General features: G+C 40.0%; 14 protein-coding genes and 1 pseudogene. 2 read left to right on the forward strand and 13 right to left on the reverse strand.

From position 1 onward, the window contains the following. The 3 genes from PN470_RS05785 to accC all read right to left on the reverse strand — a co-directional run. Positions 1-356: Uma2 family endonuclease (locus tag PN470_RS05785; RefSeq protein ID WP_272103996.1), on the reverse strand; the 356-nt coding region annotated here is incomplete at its 3' end. Between the two features lie 26 nt (positions 357-382). Further along, on the reverse strand, positions 383-952 hold the full coding sequence (locus PN470_RS05790; protein WP_272103999.1) for a Uma2 family endonuclease: 570 nt from the start codon (positions 950-952) through the stop codon (positions 383-385). Positions 953-995: 43 nt separating this feature from the next. Beyond that, a complete protein-coding gene (gene accC, locus PN470_RS05795; protein ID WP_002751149.1) occupies positions 996-2342 on the reverse strand; it encodes an acetyl-CoA carboxylase biotin carboxylase subunit in 1347 nt (448 codons plus the stop codon). A gap of 298 nt (positions 2343-2640) precedes the next feature. Here accC and hisD point away from each other — a divergent pair, with 298 nt between their 5' ends. Together hisD and PN470_RS05805 are read left to right on the forward strand one after the other, a co-directional pair. Then, entirely contained in the window at positions 2641-3885 is a 1245-nt protein-coding gene (hisD, locus tag PN470_RS05800; protein WP_016516059.1) for a histidinol dehydrogenase, read from the forward strand. A gap of 308 nt (positions 3886-4193) precedes the next feature. Continuing rightward, a pseudogene (locus PN470_RS05805) lies at positions 4194-4385 on the forward strand (Uma2 family endonuclease); the annotation flags it as partial. A 1-nt stretch (position 4386) separates the two neighbouring features. On the opposite strand, the gene PN470_RS05810 reads toward PN470_RS05805, so the two are convergent. The 10 genes from PN470_RS05810 to PN470_RS05855 all read right to left on the reverse strand — a co-directional run bounded on the left by PN470_RS05810 (position 4387) and on the right by PN470_RS05855 (position 19206). Beyond that, the gene (locus PN470_RS05810) at positions 4387-5028 is read right to left on the reverse strand and encodes an OmpA family protein (RefSeq protein WP_002733090.1); all 642 of its coding nucleotides are present in this window, start codon (positions 5026-5028) and stop codon (positions 4387-4389) included. Between the two features lie 6 nt (positions 5029-5034). Then, positions 5035-7239, reverse strand: a complete 2205-nt coding sequence (locus PN470_RS05815) for a hypothetical protein (RefSeq protein WP_103112899.1) — start codon at positions 7237-7239, stop codon at positions 5035-5037. 91 nt (positions 7240-7330) lie between these two features. Further along, positions 7331-10483, reverse strand: coding sequence for a tubulin-like doman-containing protein (locus PN470_RS05820; protein ID WP_272104001.1), 3153 nt, complete (start codon positions 10481-10483; stop codon positions 7331-7333). Between the two features lie 17 nt (positions 10484-10500). Further along, positions 10501-11625: a vWA domain-containing protein gene (locus tag PN470_RS05825; protein WP_002777409.1), complete on the reverse strand. Its 1125-nt coding sequence runs from the start codon at positions 11623-11625 to the stop codon at positions 10501-10503. 265 nt (positions 11626-11890) lie between these two features. Next, positions 11891-12919: a GntR family transcriptional regulator gene (locus PN470_RS05830; RefSeq protein WP_002777411.1), complete on the reverse strand. Its 1029-nt coding sequence runs from the start codon at positions 12917-12919 to the stop codon at positions 11891-11893. 196 nt (positions 12920-13115) lie between these two features. Next, positions 13116-13826, reverse strand: a complete 711-nt coding sequence (locus PN470_RS05835; RefSeq protein ID WP_103112896.1) for a lysophospholipid acyltransferase family protein — start codon at positions 13824-13826, stop codon at positions 13116-13118. Positions 13827-13939: 113 nt separating this feature from the next. Next, positions 13940-15574, reverse strand: a complete 1635-nt coding sequence (prfC, locus tag PN470_RS05840) for a peptide chain release factor 3 (RefSeq protein WP_002732604.1) — start codon at positions 15572-15574, stop codon at positions 13940-13942. A 59-nt stretch (positions 15575-15633) separates the two neighbouring features. Next, positions 15634-16752: a restriction endonuclease gene (locus tag PN470_RS05845; RefSeq protein ID WP_271938172.1), complete on the reverse strand. Its 1119-nt coding sequence runs from the start codon at positions 16750-16752 to the stop codon at positions 15634-15636. Next, a complete protein-coding gene (yhdJ, locus tag PN470_RS05850; protein WP_272104005.1) occupies positions 16733-17620 on the reverse strand; it encodes an adenine-specific DNA-methyltransferase in 888 nt (295 codons plus the stop codon). Before yhdJ ends, PN470_RS05845 begins: the two co-directional genes overlap by 20 nt. A 215-nt stretch (positions 17621-17835) precedes the next feature. Next, positions 17836-19206: a DNA cytosine methyltransferase gene (locus tag PN470_RS05855; RefSeq protein ID WP_272104008.1), complete on the reverse strand. Its 1371-nt coding sequence runs from the start codon at positions 19204-19206 to the stop codon at positions 17836-17838. Between the last annotated feature and the right edge of the window lie 167 nt (positions 19207-19373).

The following is a 19373-nucleotide window of genomic DNA, read 5'->3' on the forward strand; positions in this document are numbered from 1 at the left end:
ATGACAAAATCGGGAGATAGAGGTAAAAATCTTTCCTTTTGTTGCGGGGTTAAAGCTTGCCATTTTTCTAAAGGTATCCAAGCAGCATCGGGAGAGCGATCGGCCCCATTCGGTAGTTTAAACCCCGTGGAGGAATCAAAAGCGATACCCGTACCATTATTATCTGACCAATTAAATAATTTTTGGGTGATTCTACCGTTACTATTGCCCGTTTTTCCTCCGGTTGGTGGCATAATAATTAAATCTCCTTTTGCGTTGCGTTCCAAGCGTAAATCTCGGTTATCCTGACAAAGTTGAAAAAACTGTTCATCGCTCAGTTGCCAAGATTCAAATTTAATTTCTACTACTGTCATCATAGATTCTCTTTTATAGGATTATAGAATTACCAAATATTATCAAGTTCTAAGACAAATTGAGATAAAATATTTTCCCCCGATAAACTCTCTGGATTAGTTAAAATTTCTACTGCCTGTCCTTGACGATAAATTTCTACTTCTCTAGTTTTTCTATTGATTAACCAACCCAAACGAGTCCCATTATCTAAATATTCCTGCATTTTTTTCCTAGCCGTTTCTAATTTGTCACTAGAAGACATTAATTCAATGACAAAATCGGGAGATAGAGGTAAAAATCTTTCCTTTTGTTGCGGGGTTAAAGCTTGCCATTTTTCTAAAGGTATCCAAGCAGCATCGGGAGAGCGATCGGCCCCATTCGGTAGTTTAAATCCTCCAGAAGAATCAAAAACTACACCTAATTTATGTAGGTTATTCCATAACCATAATTGGGCAGTGATTCCAGCGTTAGAATTACTGGTTTCTCCTCCAGTCGGTGGCATAATAATTAAATCTCCTTTTGGGTTGCGTTCCAAGCGTAAATCTCGGTTATCCTGACAAAGTTGAAAGAACTGTTCATCGCTGAGTTGAAACGAGTTAAATTTAACTTCTACTGTCATTATTATCCCCAACCTACTCTCGTCTAAAATTTATGGTAACGCCCTAGGGCAAGAGATGTTCCTGGATGAAATTAGTATAAACATCTCCGGCTAAAAAGGCGGGAGTTTCCAATATTTTACGATGGAAATCAATAGTTGTCGGTACTCCCGTGATCGCACATTCCCGCAGGGCCCGTTTCATGCGTTTAATCGCAGTTTCGCGATTTTCTCCCCAGACAATTAATTTACCGATTAGGGAATCGTAATAGGGGGGGATTTCGTAATCGGTGTAAACGTGGGAATCCATGCGGACACCCGGACCACCGGGGGGCAGATAACCGCTAATTTTGCCGGGGTGAGGGCGAAAATTGTGATCGGGATCCTCGGCATTAATGCGACACTCGATCGAATGCCCTCTAAATATCACCTGATCTTGCTTAATTTGCAGTTTTTCGCCCTGTGCCACCAGAATTTGTTCTCGGATCAGGTCTATCCCCGTGATCATCTCCGTGACGGGGTGTTCCACCTGAATACGGGTGTTCATTTCCATGAAGTAAAAATTGCCCTGTTTATCGACTAAAAATTCCACAGTTCCCACCCCGACGTAATTAATCGATTTAGCGGCTTTAACAGCGGCATTACCCATTTTTGAGCGTAAATGGGGCGTTAAGAAGGGGCTAGGTGCCTCTTCTAGCAGTTTTTGGTGTCGTCGCTGAATCGAACAGTCTCTTTCTCCTAAATGGATCACGTTACCGTGACTATCGGCCAAAATCTGAAACTCGATATGTCGGGGACATTCGATAAATTTTTCTAGATATACTCCTGAATTGCCAAAAGCCGCTTCTGCTTCTCCTTGGGCGGCTTTTAACATATTACCTAGTTCATCTGCACTCTTGACAAGACGCATCCCACGCCCTCCACCGCCGGCGGTGGCTTTAATCAGGACAGGATAACCGATGTCATCAGCGATACGTTTTGCTTCCGCTTCTGAGGTAATTAAACCACCACTGCCGGGGATAGTGGGAACTCCCGCTTTTTGCATGGTTTTTTTAGCGGTAGATTTATCCCCCATAGCCAGAATAGCACTGGGAGACGGACCGATAAAAGTTAACTGATGATCGGCACAAATTTCGGCAAAGCGGGCGTTTTCTGCCAAAAAACCGTAACCGGGATGGATGGCCGTGGCGTTGCGTGTTAGGGCAGCCGAGATGATATTAGGGATATTTAGGTAACTTTTGCTGCTCGGAGGCGGACCAATACAAACACTCTCATCGGCCAATTGAACATGAAGGGCATGGCGATCGATGGTAGAGTGGACGGCAACGGTTCTAATGCCCAATTCTTCGCAACTATGAAGGATTCTTAAGGCGATTTCCCCGCGATTGGCGATTAATATCTTGGCAAACTGCATTGGACGACCACGAGATCAGGCTGGTGTGATAGGCGACTATTTAGTAGAATATCTGGTTTTGTTACCTTGGGGAAATCGGGAAGTGGGGAAGTGGGGTGCGGGGTGTGGGGTGCGGGGTGTGGGGTGTGGGGAGAAAAAATAAAAATAATCTCCTGACTCCTATCTCCTGACTCCTGACTCCTGACGGCTAAATTAACCGACTTCGTCTCCCTCCCCGGTCAAGATTGAAAGCGATAAGCTAGAGTGTGAGAAGTGAAAACCTTTTAATCTCGTTTCGCCCCTAGAGGATAATAGCTCGATGTTGCGAATTATCACAGAGCCATGGTCAGCCAGAACGGAACTGAGACGAATTCGGGAACGATTCGACGATCCGGAAATTCGGGAAAAAGAATCGCTTGTCCGAGAGATTATCGATCAGGTGCGACTTACTGGCGATCGCTCGTTGGTGGATTACACGGAAAAATTCTACCAACAGTCCCTTAATCTACAACAACTTAAGGTGAGTGGCTCGGAACTCGATGCTGCTTATCAACAGGTGTCCCAGGATTTATTAAATGCGATTGCTATTGCCTGTGCAAAAATGGAGGCTTTTCACCGTCAGCGTCTTCCCAAAGCTTGGGTGCAGTTTCCTGAGGATGGTACGGTTCGAGGGAAACGTTATCAACCGATTAACAGTGTGGGAATTGTCGTTCCCGATGGTAAACGAGCCTATCTCAGTTTATTGCTCCAACAGGCGATTCCTGCCAAAATAGCGGGGGTTAAACGGATTGTCATGGTGTCCCCCGCCGATGAGGATTTACGCATCCATCCAGCGATTTTAGTGGCAGCCCAATCGGTGGGTATTAGTGAGATTTATCGGGTGGCTGGACCACAGGCGATCGCCGCTTTAGCCTACGGGACAAAAACGATCGCTCCTGTGGAGATGATTGCCGGAATAGGTGATTTTTACACTAATTTGGCTAAAAAACTGGTTTCTGATCATGTAAAAATCGATTATCTCTCTATTACTTCTGATTTAGTTATTATTGCTGATAATCAAGCTAATCCTAGACAGTTGGCCCTAGATCTATTAGCGCAAGCGGAACAGTATTCCCTAGCGGCTGCGATTTTATTGACGACGGATAAGGCTTTGGCTTTAATAGTACAGGAAGAAGTACAAAAACAGTTACAGGTACATCCCCAGAGATTGTTAACGGAAAAAGCGATCGCTCATTATGGTTTAATCGTGGTGGTGGAATCATTGGAGAAAGCGATCGAATTATCGAATCTTTTTGCTCCTACCCATTTATCCTTAATGATCGATGAACCCTGGGAAAAGCTATCTTCTGTGAGACAATCGGGAACTATTCTCCTTGGTTCTACTACTCCAAAAGCGGTGGCTGATTATTTAGGTTGTCCCGTGGGAGTGGAAACTTTTCTCGATTCCGCCACTTTGATCGAATATCCCGCCGATTCCTTCGCCTCCATAGCCCACAATCTACAAATATTAGCGCAAGCAGAGGGCTTTACGGCAACGGATGAGGGCATAGAGTACCGAGGATAGGACAAAACCTAGAAAAAGTATGGTCTTGTGACATATTTTTTGATTCCCATATCCTTAATTTTTTTACCTTGCTGTTCTTCGAGATTACCACTTCCTTTTTTATCTAATATCTCCCCATAGATTGGGATGACTCTCTTGTCATAAATTAGACTCACCATTAAGATATTTATTGCTCCCCAACTCATCCGGTCTATGGCAATATCTACCAGGGTAAGCGCATCTTAACAATCCTTGACAAAATCAACTTTATATGAGTTGCTTACCCAGCAAAGCAAAGGATTAAGTCTCCATCACTACCACCGAATCACCACCTCTTAGTGAATAGTAAACACCAACGAGTGGAAACTTTTCGACGGAGTGAACAGGGTTTATGGATTCTGCAAACCTATCAGCAAGAAAGTTTTAGTTTGCAGAGTATTAATCTGACGGCATCTTTTCGGGATTTATACGAGGATGTCACCCTAGAAACGGTTAATTATTCCGTGGAAGAAATAGAATAAATTATTGTTTTCTACCGGGGGGAATAAAACGGATTTCAATTCTGCGTCTGCTTGCATCTGCGTCACGATTAACCGCAGCTAATTTACCCGATGGGAGGTATAACTGTCCTGCGGAAAAAGCTCGAAATTTGACGTTTTTGAGTTTACCTGTGCTTTCGATTTCTTGCACTACTGCTAAAGCTCGCATTAATCCTAAATCAGTGTTAGAACCGGGTACTAGCATTTTAACAGATTGTTTTCTGCTGGCAACCGATTCGATATTTTTATCGAGATTACTTGTCTTTTGTATTCCCTGTCCGTCGGTGTGTCCAATTACTTGAATAAAGTCGATTTCTCTGTCTTTGGTAATGGTTTCGATAGCGGGAATAATGCGCTGACGAATATAGGTTTTTAAAGCGGGGTTTAATTCAGCACTTCCCGACTGAAATTTGAATTTTCCTGATTTTTCATCGATAACTATCGGGGTTGCTGTTTGCAGTTTTCGGTTAGCTTCCTCCAGTTTGCTGATGAGATTATAGGACTGAAAAAGTGCCAAGAGGAGAAATAAACTCAGAATCATGAAAGCATTGGACATTAAATCGGTAAATGCGGGATAAACATCCACCGATTTATCTTCATCTCGGTAGTAGGTACGTCTAGACATAATTGCTTAGAATTTGTTAGTGAAGTTATCAAATATGGTGTTAATGTCATCCTGAACATTTTTTTGAGGAGGATTAGGGATTGTCTTAAAAAGTTCTTCCATCTCATCCTTAAGTTTTTCTATCTTATCCTTTAAGTTAGAAAATTCAGAAAGTTCTTCCATCTTATTATTTAAGTTAGAAAAGTCAGAACGCATATCGTTAATTTTCTCCAGTTCTGCTAAACATTTGTGAATTTCTCCATAAATATGTTCAATCATTTTCTGATTCGATTTATTTTCCTTAGCGATAACTTTCTCTAACTTATCTCGCAAAGATTCTAAGTTAGCAGTTAATTGACTGGTGTTGGTGTTCACTGCGTTAATTACTTGAGAAAAATCTGATTTAAAGCTGCCAAATTGATTGGCTGTTTTCTCAATAGATTGGGAAACTGCTTTTAATTGTTCTGAGTTCTTAGTTAATTTATCATCAACTACCATCCCTAAGTTATTGCTTAAAAGGTTTAACTCAGACTGTAAGCTTTCCTTGACTTGAGTAAGTTGCTCTGTCACTGTATCAATTAACCGAGACAAGTTAGCATTAGTCACATCGAGATTATTACTAGAGCGCTCAATCCCATGGGAAGCAGTGAGAATTTTATCGGAGGTTTGGGAGAGTCTTTCATCGAGACGATTGATAAGTTGATTTCCTAATTGTTTCGACTCGGAGTTAAAACTGTCTTGATAGGTTTTCACAGTTTCGATTAATTTTACTAATTCTCCCTGAATGTTAGATAACTTTTCTTGTTCGGTGACTGAGCGTTGCTGATTTTGTTCTAGGATTGTCTCAGATTTTTGATTCAAGTCAGTAATTTTTATTCCTAACTCAACCATAGTTGTCATGGAACGCTGGAAGTCTTGAGTTAAAGAAGCTAGAGATTGAGTTGATTGGTTTAAATCTGTAGTAGAATCGGCAAACTGTTGATGAGCAGTCATTAAATCTGCGGTTGCTTGCACTAACTTATCAGCAAATTGACTACTTTCGATTTTTTCGGAAGCTTCCAGAAAACCTAGCGCACTATTTTGTAATTTTTGAGAAGATTCTTGGATATTTAAATACACTTGTTCTGCTAAATCGTTAGCTCTTTTATTACTGCTGATAATCTCCCCTATATTCTGCTCTAGTATTGCAGTGGATTGAGAAAATCTCCCTTGGGTTTCTGCTAAACTAGCGGTAAACCTTTCGATATTACCAGAGAAGTTACTTTTTTCAATTAACTCTGACGCTTGTTTAAAAAGCAGTACACTATTTTTTAGTTCCTGAGAGGATTGTGTAAACTCTCGGTTTGCTTGCGTGATAATTGGTACTTGCTCGTTAAGTTCAAAAGCTGAACGATGAAAAGTCGTCGCACCGGTAGATAAAGTTCCCGCAGTTTCAGTTAATCTTTCACAAACCTGGGTGACTAACTTAGCGGTTTCCTGATTACGTTCGGCAATTTCTTTAGCAACTTCTCTTAAAGAAGATTGTAATACTTTCGTCACCTCATTATGAAAGTTAGTTAGAAATGTTTCCTGTGTATCCACCATGCGATTAACCGCTTTATCCAAGCGACTATTCCCTTTTACAGTGTTATCTAAATAGTCTTCTAGGGAACTAATTAGATTTGCTTTAGCAAGGTTGGTGTTAAAGATTAAGTTAATCACAGTCAGTAAAGAACTACAAGCTAAACCAATTAAGCTAGTGATAAAAGCAATCCCCATACTTTCTAGGGGAGTTTTGAGCTTTTCTCCCAAACTTTGCACATCGACATTATTAATATCGATAAGTGTGCTGATTCCCGTCAGATTGAGAGTAATTCCCAGGAAAGTTCCCAACAAACCAAAAGCGAGGAGGAGATTGGGTAACACTCTCACAAAATAATCCCATTTCTCGCATCTGAGAGATTTAGACATGAAAGTAAATTTTTCCGCATGGTATAAACTATCCACCAAAGCTGCGGTATTAACATCATCTAGTTGATTACTAGCTATCTTAAATCTATTCTCTAGATTGGAGACAATTTTTGGTTGAACCCCGCGACTTTTCCCCCGAATTAAACGCTTGACTTTTGCGGTTGACTTTTGGAGATGTTTATAAAGAGTAATCCGGATTCCCACAGCTAAGACGGTGGGAAAAATAACCAAGACTAGAGTTAAAACAATCAGATAGGGGGGAAAAAGGTTAAGTAATGCCATGATAGTTATTGGATACCTCGAATTGTGGTTGATAGAGAGAGTTGGGGATGAATGTTTCCTCAGATAGCTGGGGAAACATTATTAAGATTGATTAATTTGACCATTTATCATCAGTGCTAACCTCTGCGGGTAAACTGGGTTGACTAATGTTATTGTTTGTTCCTAGTAAAGTTTGTTGCTTTTGCTGTTGTCTTTCGAGTTTTTTCTGTTCAGTAGCACGTTTTTCTAGTTCCATTTTCAGTTGATTAACAAAACGGGTAATAATTCCTTCTTTTGCCTCCTGTTGAGCATTTCCATCTTGTCCAGCTACCTTATTTTTGTAGCGATAATTGGGGTGATAGGATGGTAAATTTTTGACATTGTTGACAAAATAGCTGACATTCTGGAAATAATCACCCTCGTTAGTAAATAATAGAGGAGGATTAGCCAAAATCTCATTTTTTGCCTGATTAAGCAGTATCTGCAAAGCATTAATCATGTCATTACGAGAAGCAAATTGTTCTAAAGCAAGTCGCCAATTACCGCTAATGTCAATGATGGACTTATTGTTAAATAAATCGCCTTCGATGACTAATTGATAAGTATCATCTTCCTCATCGTATTCTAGTAAACCGAGAGCAATTGCGGGATAGAAAATAAACTCTAATTCCTCAATTAATTTGGCAGGTGGTGGGATAATATCAGCAAATTCTATCCTGTAATCATTGTGTAAAATGCTGATTCTCTTTTGGTCTTGATAGATTTTTTGTAACCCAGATAAATCAGTAATGATTCTTAGGGGAAACCCACCAAACTCGTAGGTAATTAGGATTTCTTCGTCGGTTTGAATTGATTTAAAAGAAGTTCCCTTAATATTTAAATCAGATTCGAGAGTCTTCATGAATCTTTGCATGGTGGGTGAATTATCGTCCTTAGTCCCAATTAGTAATTTTTTATCTGGATGCAAGCGATAGTAAGCATCATTAACATTTATCGGTAACATTAAATCAGCTTCTCGCAGAATTTGCGCCAAGCGTTCAGGAAAATCATGGGGTTTATATTGACCCATAAATCGCTTAATTACTGCATCAATTTTATTAGTGCTTACTGATTGAAACTGTTTCTCGATTGTTGCTGTTAGGGTCTCTTTGAGAGTTTCATTGTCAATAACAAAAGATTGGCTAAATAAACTGAATAGGGAAGCATTATAGCCTAAATTATTGGTGACTTTTTGGCTAACGGAAATGTATTGAGTTCGGGAGTTACTGTCAGGGATACAGTTATCAATATTCTCCTCTGGGAAAATACCTTCCCCAGTCATCTCGTCGAGATTTAACTGCATTAACTCCTGTTCGTATTTATCGTATTCTGTGATTAGCTGATATAGGGTTTCTTTCAGTTGTTGTATCTGCAGCATTCGACTAGAAATATGCTTGAGAATCGCTTCAACAATCTTTCTGGATTCGCGATTGATGCTGAAATTAAAGTTATGCTGAATTAATTTTTGTCCGCTTTGAACGTAGTCTCTTAACTCGGCCTTGATTTTCTCGCTATTGGCATTTTTATTGAACATCTTGAAGACAGACTTTTTCCCGTTTATATCTTCGATAGTTTGTTTAACATTTCGCCAAATGTTATCAATTTTTTCCGAGGAATGAAACCCTTTATTATCCTGAGATAATTCCTCTAGATTCCCCTTGTAGTTATTAATCTGTACTTGTAAAGCGACCAAAAAAGATAGGCTATTTTCCAAAGAAAATTCTAGGCTATCAGGATTAAGAAGAATCTCCAAAAATTGGTCAATATCTGATTTAAATTTTTCGATTAACTTGGGTTGAGTTTGTTGGGTCAGAGTTAACCAGATTCCGCGACTGCTATCTGTTTCTCCTCCTTGTACTTTGCGAAACTCTTTTTCTAGGGATTGCTTGACGGTTTGGGGTAAATTCTCCAAATCTTGACTATTGGATATTTCTTCCTCTAGGGAATTTTTCCAAGAGGTTAAAGTCTTGGAAAAAGTTTTATTATTCTCTAGGGTTGCTTCTTCCAATCTGGCAGTAAAATAATCCTTATTACTTTGGGTACTCCAATTAGCTAGGAACTTACTTAATAACTCTTGTCCACTGGGACTTTGACCATATCCCTCTAACCAAAATTTAATTAATTTGAGACTAAAACGATTGAGACCAATCTGCACAATTCGGTCGCGAGTAAAATAAATCCTCGCTAGTCCAAAGGACATATAACCTTGACACATCTGAAAAGGATGATTATCTGGACTAATCATCGGGTTTTTATAGTTATCCCGATTACTTTTGATGGGGAGAGATAACTCATCGGCAAAATCCAAGAAAATCTTGTAAGCAATGACATTACATAATTTACCTTTGTTATTAATCTGGTAATCTCCCGTAGTGCGATTAGAAACTAAGTAGGCAAAATCAAAAGGAGAACGTTTTTCATCGATGTGGACGAAATTTTGTTTATCATAACAGGCTTGAAAGGAATTACTTTCATTGGTATAATGATCTAACTCTTTCAAAGCTGCATAGGTATTAGCTCTCATAATTGCTCCATCACCATAAAGTTTAGGACTAATTACCAAATAACCAAAGGATGTATATTCGGCTGTTTGTTGTAAAATATGACGCAAAGTGTAGGCCACATCGAGGAAAATACCGCTACCAGTTCCCCCACACAAAGAACCGACAACAAAGACATTTAACCCCCCTTGGACATTAAAACTTTGACCATTAACTTTACCGCTAAACATAAAGGATTCATGACCAGAAGTTCGTCTTTCCGCTGCTTCAATTGCCTCCTGAATTTTTTGATAGTTATGGAAGAAAGCTAAACGACCGACGGGACGAATACCTCCCGCACCATTTTCAATGGAAGTTATTTGTTTTTTTAGTCTTGGGTCTAACCAGCTTTCAATATGGGAAAAGGGACTTTCAAAAAGGGTTTGGTGTTCAAGTTCAAAGATTAGATTGTTAACATCCTGAGCATTCATATTAATGAATACTCTTTCAGCAGCTGATAGAAGAATTTCTTCCCCGTGATAGCTATTTCCTGTGGGTAAACCCGAACCATTGAAAGCATTTTTATCTGTGTCAATATGAACAAAACTGACAACGGGTAGGTTAGATAACTTCCCATACTTATCAATAATAAAGCGACGAATTCTCATCAACACATCTCGACCAGTACCACCTAATCCGATGATAATTGTCCGTTTGATAGCGCGGGTTTGACTGGTGTTAGCCATGGTTTAAATCTCCTGAGTTATTTTTTGCTAATCTGAATTTGTAGGTCGAAATCTTGATGGTTATGGTGATAGGTTAAAGTCAGGTAATTTTTATCTATCTTCACCTCCTGAGTTAGTTGATTACCTCGATAAAAAATCTCTGCTTGTTTAGTGGGTTTCAGATATAACTGATTGCCGCGTCTTTCTAAATAGCAGCGAATTTCTTCCCCTGCATGAGAAAAGCTATTCTTCTTATGTTCTTCACCACCGATGTTAATTCTTTCGGATGTTTTTAAAATATATTTTTGGGTTTCATCTTCATCATCATTAGAGGAGACTTCAATAGTCCAAGCAGTATTTAACCGCAACCAGTGACGAATTCCCAAAATACTCACTACTATTCCCCCAATTCCCATTAATGTAATTACCAATGCTGGCAACCATAACTGACTCAAGAGATAAGGATTAATCAAACAGGTTTCTTGTCCTCCCGGTGCGGGAGTGCAAAACTCTTGTGCTGTGGGAGCAATATCGACAACTGATAGTTTATATTTATTGCCGTTAGTGGCGGTAATTTCTTGGGTTCTTAGATTAATTGGTAGGGAATTAAGCCAGTTTTGTCTCTGCAAACTTTCGGGAGAATTAGCAAGACGAAAAGGGCTATTTTTTGGGGTTTCTATCCACTGTTGTGAAGTAATCCCCGCACCAGTAGAAAGGGGTGCATCGGTAATCCAAACTACCGACTGGGGTTTGATAGCTTGATTGGCAGTTAAACGACACTGATTTAAGCGTGCCAGTCGAGTATAAACGTGCCATTCTGCTCGCTGAATATCGGTATTTTTAGCACTTTGGCTAGATTGCCAGGGAATCGCCTTTAAAACCGCGTCTATATCTTCCTGACTCCGAATTAAAATCGGTTCTGCAATCGGTTGAACATTATCAGCAAAGGGGACTAAATAAACGGAATCGTTATTTTTTAAACTATCGCGAATAATTTGACCGAGGCGCGTGCGTCCTTCATCATTAAAGTTAACACTACCGGTAAGATCGATCGCTAGGATAACATCTCGTCCCTGCCAACGAGCCACCAAATCTAATCCGAGTTTTTGCCAATCGGTAAGCGGTTCCCCGGGGGATACCGTTAAACATTCAGCACTTTTCATCTAACCTCGTCCGAGAGTGAAAAATTGAGCTTATCCCTATTCTTTCGCCATTGTACTAAAAAATTAATACTTCTTAAAAGTTTTTTTCGCTTTTATTCTCGACTTGCCCTAGGTTATTGTCAATAGTAACCATAGAGTAAAATAAATTTTAAAGTTAAGCTGCCCGCGCATTTAAATTGCTTGTTGAGATAAGGCACTCTTGCAAGAGGCAACAGTAAAGGGATTGAGGGAGATTCAGAGGTTAAAATGTGTCCTAGCTTATCCTCTAACCACCTAATCCTAATTCTCGTCTGAGCAATTGAATTGATTTATCCCCAATATAATTATCACTACAGATAATTTCTGGCAGACGAATTAAATCCGATCGCACTTCATTAATTAGATTTTTAATTAAAGTATAACTCGCTTGATCACTGATAATTGTCTGGGAAGTTCTGGCTAAAACTCTTAACTCATCCGTTTCATGAATTTGAGCGGACATAACTAATACATCACCCCGTAAACTATGAATTAAAATTTCGGCCACCTTAATAATACCGGTGCTAATACTGACAATCCCTAAACGGCTATCGGTGGGTAATTTTTTGATTAATGCCAATTCTTTGCTGTAATCGTAGATATCGATGGGAATAACTCGCAGGTGAAAAGGAGCGGCAATTTCCTCCGCTACACTGATAAAATAGCGACTGGTGACAACAGTGGCAGATTTAGTATTGGCTAAAACTTGGGCTAAATCCTCCATTGCCACTAATTGGACGGGAATTTTGAGGGATTGCTCTAATTCTCTCAACATTAGTTCTCCTGCACCCAAATCGTGACGGGGAATGGTGACAAGAACTTGAGAACGACACTGCGATCGCCAATCGATTTCCGCCAGTAATAACTCGCGAATTTGCTCTAGAGTTAAACCTTGAGCGAGAAAACTAGCCAAACTCTGGCTAATTAGTCGGCCTATTTCTGGATTTTGTTCCAATAGGGGCGAACCCAATAAATTATCGTTTTCATGTCCGCGAGCCTTGACATAAATCCCCGAACCTGCTATGGATTCCACTAACCCATCGTTTTCCAGTTGTTGATAAATTTTACTTATCGTATTACGGTGTAATCCCGTGATCATAGCTAGTTGACGGGTACTAGGTAAACGATGGCCCGGTGGATACTGACGAGAGGCAATAGCGAAGCGAATTTGGTCAAATAATTGCTTAGAGGCGGGGATTTCACTGTCTGGCTGGATTTGGAACTGCATCGGATCACTTCGCTCACAAACTACTTTCGCTGATACCCATTCTATCATTAGACCCCCTGCAACAATCGGACATCTTCACCGATCTGAGGGGTTTCCGAGGCAGTATTCAGGAGCTAGAAATAGAAAAAACCAAGATATTATTTATTTAAACCAGAAAAGCCACTTTTTTGCTTAAAAATAGTTAAAACAATCATTTTAATCCGTCCCCGAAATCCCACTTGTGCGGTAGATAGTCAACAGCTGATTAAGGTGATTGATCCTCGTGGAGAAGTTTTAAGCGATCGCTCAAGGTTTTGGTTAAGCGGACAGTTTCCCGTTTTAGCGAATTTTGTTGATAATCAAGCACATTAATCCCTTGACCGATGTTTACTGTCGCTTCGCTTCCCCATCCGGGGTAAGGCTGATTATAACTAATGCTTATAGGCAAAATCTTGATATCTGCATCGGGTTTGATGGTCTTAACTTCCAACGCGATCCGCGCTACCCCCGGTTTAAGAGGATGAACCACTCGATCGCGACAGATACCCCCTTCCGGAAAAATCGCCACCATTTCCCCTGCGGCCAAAAGTTCGACACTGTGGATCAGACTACCCATACCGGGGTGATCGGTGTTGACGGGAAAACCCCCCAAACGTTGGATAAACCAACCTTGTACCCCTTTCATCTCGTTAGCGGAAACCATAAAGCGCAAATCCCGTCCACTAACTAAACGTCCCACCGCGTAGGGTAAAATCAGCGCATCCCAACGGGACCGATGGGTAGGTGCCAAGATGACACCCCCCGTTAGGGGGATATTTTCCTGGCCCGTAACCGTTATTTTGCTGAAAAAAGCTGGTAAAACTAGATAATTTCCCAGAAAATAACAAAAGCGAATTAAACAGGGATTAATTCGGGAATTGACAGCAGGACTTTTTCTAATGGTGAGGGACTCGTCAACGATAGTGCTTTGAGACATCCGAAGTGTTAGGGAAGATCGAGACTTTCTGACCACTTCTACTTTAGTCTAGTTGTCTGGGGGGTCGCTATCTTGTCCTGACCAGTTCGGCAATTGTCTTGGGGGATTAAGGGTTAGGATTGCGGTTCTACTCCCGATCCTACCGGTGCGATCGAGTTTAATTGCAAAGAGGGATGATCTTCTTTGACTTGCTGTAAATTCCACTCATTTTTGAATAATAAGACGGGACGACCCCAGTAATCTTTGACAGTTAGAGTATTAAAGAGTTTACCTGCTTTTTCTAAAGCGGCCCAACCCCCGGCTACCCAACGGGCTAAACTATAGGCTAGGGGTTCGAGGGTAGTTTCGACTCCGTACTCGCTTAAAAGACGGAATTGCACCACTTCAAACTGTAATTGACCGACAGCGGCTAAAATTGGGTCGCGTTTAAATTCATCGATCGAGGATAATATCTGTACGGCCCCTTCTTCCTGTAATTCCGAGACTCCTTTTTGAAACTGTTTGAACTTGGAAGGGTTAGGATTTCTGAGATAGGCGAATAATTCGGGAGAAAAACAGGGAATCCCTTCGTATTCGAGCTTTTTACCCATATAAATCGTATCACCGATCGCAAAGACCCCGGGGTTATTCAATCCGATCACATCTCCAGGATAAGCTTCTTCAATAACTGCGCGATCTTGGGCAAAAAGTTTCTGAGGACGGGATAAACGGATAGTTTTACCTGTTCTAGCGTGGTTTACTACCATATCCTTCTCGAATTTCCCCGTACATACCCGCACAAAGGCCACCCGGTCCCTATGTTTGGGATCCATGTTTGCTTGCAGTTTGAAGACAAAACCGGTGAAATCGGGATAGGTGGGATCAAGGACACCGAGGGAGGAATTGCGTCCTCTGGGTGGTAATCCATAGTCGAGGAAGGATTCTAGGAATAATTTCACCCCAAAATTGGTCATGGCGCTACCAAAAAAGATCGGGGTCATTTCTCCTGCGTGGACTGCTGGCAAATCCAATTCTGCACCCAATTCCGAGAGTAGTTCTATATCCTCTTTTAACTGGTAATACAGGTCTTTTTCAAGATAATCCTCAATTTTGGGGTCGCCAAGCTCGATCACGGTTTCCTGCGCCTCCTGAGAGCCGTGGGAGCGACGTTCAAACAGGTGTATGGTCTGGGTGGCTCGATCAAAAACTCCCCGAAAGCGATCGCCAATTCCGATCGGCCAATTGACGGGATAGGTTTGTAATCCTAATTCTCGCTCGATTTCGTCCAATAAATCCAGAGGTTCGCGGCCGGGGCGATCCATTTTGTTAACAAAGGTAAAGATAGGCAACTGTCGCAGTTTGCACACTTCAAAGAGTTTTCTCGTTTGGGGTTCCAAACCTTTGGCCGCGTCGATTAACATCACTGCATTATCGGCAGCGGCCAGGGTACGATAGGTATCTTCGCTAAAATCTTGGTGGCCGGGAGTATCGAGGAGATTAATCTGAAAATCACGATAATCGAACTGTAAAACCGTGGAAGTAATCGAAATTCCCCTTTGTTTTTCCATTTCCATCCAGTCGGAGGTGGCCTTGCGTTGGTCGCGTCTTGCTTTGACTGCACCCGCTTGATGGATTGCACCCCCGTATAGTAACAGTTTTTCGGTCAGGGTGGTCTTTCCCGCGTCAGGGTGGGAGATAATGGCAAAATTTCGCCGTTTTTCCAAGACAGCTTCGCTGGTTTCTAGTTCTTTTTCAATTTCGGTCGTCATTCTAATTTCGATCGCTTTCCTATCTTTCTATTCTAGTTTAGCTGGGGAGTTAGATATCTTTATGGCTCTGATTCTAGGTTAAACTCAATCCGGCTCTGTAAAACCATTTCTGCAATTACCGCTCCTCCTTTACCTTGAGCTAAAACCCGCTCAAAACGGTTGATTAATTCGGGAATATTGATCACTGCCTCTACAGATTCTAGATATCTTTCGACAATTGCCCTGATCTTGTATCTTATCTTAGCTTGCTCCGCAACTTTTTCTAAAATTTCCTCGCAAGTCTGCTCGGTTTTAACCACAAAAGTAATGGGATATTTTTGCACTTTATCAATATCTAAAAAATATTTATCAGCAGCTATCGTTTCCGTAACTTGAAAAAATCGACCTAGGGGTTTCATGACAAAATCTATCCCCCCGTCATTGGCATTTGTTCGACCAGTTTTATATAAAAATAAGTATTCAGAGTTTAAGCGATCAGGCGACCACCCCCAATATATTTTCTGTTCCCCATAATACTCTTTAAGAATTGCATAACTGACAATCTCAAAAACTCTAGCATCAATGTTTGGTCTGAGTAAACTCCGAATAAATTCAATAGCTTTCTGGGGATCTTGCTGTTGAATATCAATCATCTGTTGACAATAGCTGATAAATTGATTAAATGCTTTTTGTCTTGTTTGCACATAGGCATCAATTATATCTATAATCAATGGCGCAATATTAACTTGATTACCCTCTAGATAAAACTTAATTAGATTCTCATTAATCCAGTATCTATTGGTTTTAACATCTCTAATTATAGGCAGATAAGATAAAGTGGGAAAATACTTTTTAAATTCCTGATTTAATCGATGATTGAGAGCATGATTTTGTAATTTATCGCCAAAAGGAAGCTCCCTTTGCCTGCGAAAAAGTGTCATATACTGAGCGCCTTGATACTCGTCGTATCCATCCTTAAGATGAAACTCATTATTAATATAGTCTTCCACTAAAACATAAATGGCATAATGATTAGCCAATCCTGCTCGGGATTTAGAACCTCGATTAGCGGCTCTAGTTTTAATGTTCAAATATTGCAATAACTCACTAGCATTTAAAATGCTATTTCCCTGATTGGGAAAGTAATTATCGATAATTTTAATAATTATCTTGGTGAATTCATGCTTTACTATCGACATCGAAAAGACTCTCCTGTACAAAGTTAGATTCTTGTTTATTTTCGCTTTTTCTACTATAGCTTTTTTGAGGAGGGAGTAACTTTTCTCCCTTGTATTCTTGCCATCCGAGAATCCGTCGAAGACCAATTTTTAAATACTCCTCTTGTAATTCTATACTAATAGAAATTCTTCCCAAACGTTTAGCTACAGCTGCAGCTGTAAAAGTTCCAGCAAATGGATCAAGCACAATTCCATTCTTGTCAGTGCTGGTCAAAATAATTCTTTCTAGCAATGATTCAGGTTTTTGTGAGGGATGATTTTCGTATTCATCCATGCGATATCTTACCCTAGGGAAATACCAGACATTGCCCGGTACTTTCTCTGTATTGTATTGACTCGGAATCGCTTTTCTATAATCAATTAGTTTTCGTTTTGCTCCGGTTTTTGCTTCTATCTTAATATCCTTTGAATTAAAAGTGTAATTATTTTTATCTTTCACACAGTGAAGTATTGGTTCATACATCGAACCAAAGTATTTTGTTGCTTGTACTCCTGAACTATCATAATGCCAGATAATACGACTAAGAATCATCATTTTTTGTCTTAAGTAAAGATCAAAGTAAGGCATTGCTTGAGTGCTGGCCATAACATATAATGTTCCCTGGGGTTTCAAGATACGAAGACACTGATCAAGAATTTGATTTGCCCAATTTATATAATCATTTTCCGATTCCCATTTGTCGTAAAAATCGGCGAAATGCTTACCTATATTATAGGGAGGATCGAGAAAAATTAGATCTACAGAATTAGAGGCAATCTCACTGGATAAAATCGGCAAAGAATCACCATGAAATATAACTTGCTCATCAGCTTCGTATCGTTTAAACATGATCATTTTTTCAATTTAAAGTAGTTAGATTTTTAGCAGGAAATGTCTCAATTTTTAACCTCCTTAGCAATTAGGATAATTTACAGACTTTCTCATAAAGATGAAGTATAACCTAATTTGGTATTGATGACCGACTTCTGACGACCGACTCCCCACAACAAAAACTTGGATTTTTAAGCCTTTAAATATTTTAAGATGAGTCAGTATCCCGCAGTCTAATAATCGGGACGAATTATTTCTAGTAAATTTCTAGCCACTGCTTGCACTACAGGGATAGGAACAGCATTTCCGAATTGTTTTTTAGCGATAGCCGGCTGTGGATGATAGATAAAATTATCGGGGAATCCTTGTAATTTACGCGCATCTTGGGGAGTAATTTCTCGAAACTTTTTGGGTTTATAGATTTTCTTTAAAAACAATTGTTTGTATTCTTGGGGATGAGTAGCGGTAATTGAAATAGTGGCAATATAATCTTTAGCACCCGTAGCGGTTAGGGTAGGAATAATATCGGCCGTCGGTAAAATAATCCGATAAATGCCGTTCATTCCCGTCATATTTTTCGAGTTAATAAATTCATACTTACCCTCCTGCGTTTGCCAACAAATACCCAGAGAAACTAACTGATTTAGTTCCTCGATTTTTAGGTCGGGTATAATTTCCAAAAAAGTAGAAAAAGCCACGGGATGACCATCTTTTTCGCCATACTTTTTACTGCGTCTTAATTTCAGCAAAGCTAAACAGATACTTTTTTGTCGTTCCGTAGTTTTGATAATATCCCAAGAATGAATAGTTGTGTGGCCATTTCTTAAATCAGAAAAAATAAAGAAGTCATTTAATTCATCTTCTTTTTGAAAACGAGTTCTCGATGGAGGAACAAAACCATTAAATAAAGTATCTGCTGATAACTTAACTTTCTCGACGGGTTGAATATTTTTGATGTCTTCTAAAATATCCAAAACCTTCGGATGGATACCCAAAGGTAAAGGAAATTTAAACCGATCATAGTTGTCTATATCTTTTCTAATTCCTACGATAAAAACTCTCTCGCGATTCTGGGGTAAACCAAAATCGTAGGCATTTAATAACTGCCAGTAAACTTGATAACCACAGCTGGTTAATTCATCGATAATTAATTGTAAATTCTCCCGATTGCGAGGACTAGCTAAACCACTGACATTCTCGAAAATAAAGCTTTTCGGTTGACTTTTCTGGACTAATTTAATCACATCAAACCAGAGTTTTCCCCGGGGATCTTCAAATCCCCGTAAACATCCCGCCACCGACCAAGGTTGACAGGGAACGCCGCCGACAATAAGATCAAGATTATCGGGTAAATTGCTGATTTTACTCACATCTCCGAAAGCAATTTCATCGCTGTTGAGATAGCTAATAAAATTTTGTTGATAAACTTGCATGGCCTGTTTATCGATTTCTGAATAGCCTAAACAACGTCCTCCCAATTTCTCCAAAGCGATTCTAAACCCACCGATTCCCGCAAATAAATCGACAAAACGATACTGGGGATGGGTAATAACTAGATGTAGGGGTAATTGGGTTTGTCTGCTGACTTTAACTGTAGTTTTCAAGGGTCAATAATTCCTTTTCACCGTCTGGGAAGATGCCTATCTGTACTAATTATTTTAGTATAACTTAAGTTTTTTTCTAGAGACCTCCTGCAAATTTCCTGTCTCCTGACTTGAAAGAGGGTGTAGGGTGTAGGGAAGGACACCTCTTTCATCTCTGGTGGTGAAAA

The organism is Microcystis sp. CS-574 (assembly GCF_028329095.1).
Classification (GTDB): domain Bacteria; phylum Cyanobacteriota; class Cyanobacteriia; order Cyanobacteriales; family Microcystaceae; genus Microcystis; species Microcystis ichthyoblabe_A.

Excerpts from the sequence above, each read along its gene's own strand:
- PN470_RS05825 (WP_002777409.1), bottom strand. The coding sequence starts at position 11,625 with ATGAAAAGTGCTGAATGTTTAACGGTATCCCCCGGGGAACCGCTTACC.
- PN470_RS05835 (WP_103112896.1), bottom strand. The coding sequence starts at position 13,826 with ATGTCTCAAAGCACTATCGTTGACGAGTCCCTCACCATTAGAAAAAGT.
- accC (WP_002751149.1), bottom strand. The coding sequence starts at position 2,342 with ATGCAGTTTGCCAAGATATTAATCGCCAATCGCGGGGAAATCGCCTTA.
- prfC (WP_002732604.1), bottom strand. The coding sequence starts at position 15,574 with ATGACGACCGAAATTGAAAAAGAACTAGAAACCAGCGAAGCTGTCTTG.
- PN470_RS05820 (WP_272104001.1), bottom strand. The coding sequence starts at position 10,483 with ATGGCTAACACCAGTCAAACCCGCGCTATCAAACGGACAATTATCATC.
- yhdJ (WP_272104005.1), bottom strand. The coding sequence starts at position 17,620 with ATGTTTAAACGATACGAAGCTGATGAGCAAGTTATATTTCATGGTGAT.
- PN470_RS05790 (WP_272103999.1), bottom strand. The coding sequence starts at position 952 with ATGACAGTAGAAGTTAAATTTAACTCGTTTCAACTCAGCGATGAACAG.
- PN470_RS05815 (WP_103112899.1), bottom strand. The coding sequence starts at position 7,239 with ATGGCATTACTTAACCTTTTTCCCCCCTATCTGATTGTTTTAACTCTA.
- PN470_RS05810 (WP_002733090.1), bottom strand. The coding sequence starts at position 5,028 with ATGTCTAGACGTACCTACTACCGAGATGAAGATAAATCGGTGGATGTT.
- hisD (WP_016516059.1), top strand. The coding sequence starts at position 2,641 with ATGTTGCGAATTATCACAGAGCCATGGTCAGCCAGAACGGAACTGAGA.
- PN470_RS05845 (WP_271938172.1), bottom strand. The coding sequence starts at position 16,752 with ATGTCGATAGTAAAGCATGAATTCACCAAGATAATTATTAAAATTATC.
- PN470_RS05830 (WP_002777411.1), bottom strand. The coding sequence starts at position 12,919 with ATGATAGAATGGGTATCAGCGAAAGTAGTTTGTGAGCGAAGTGATCCG.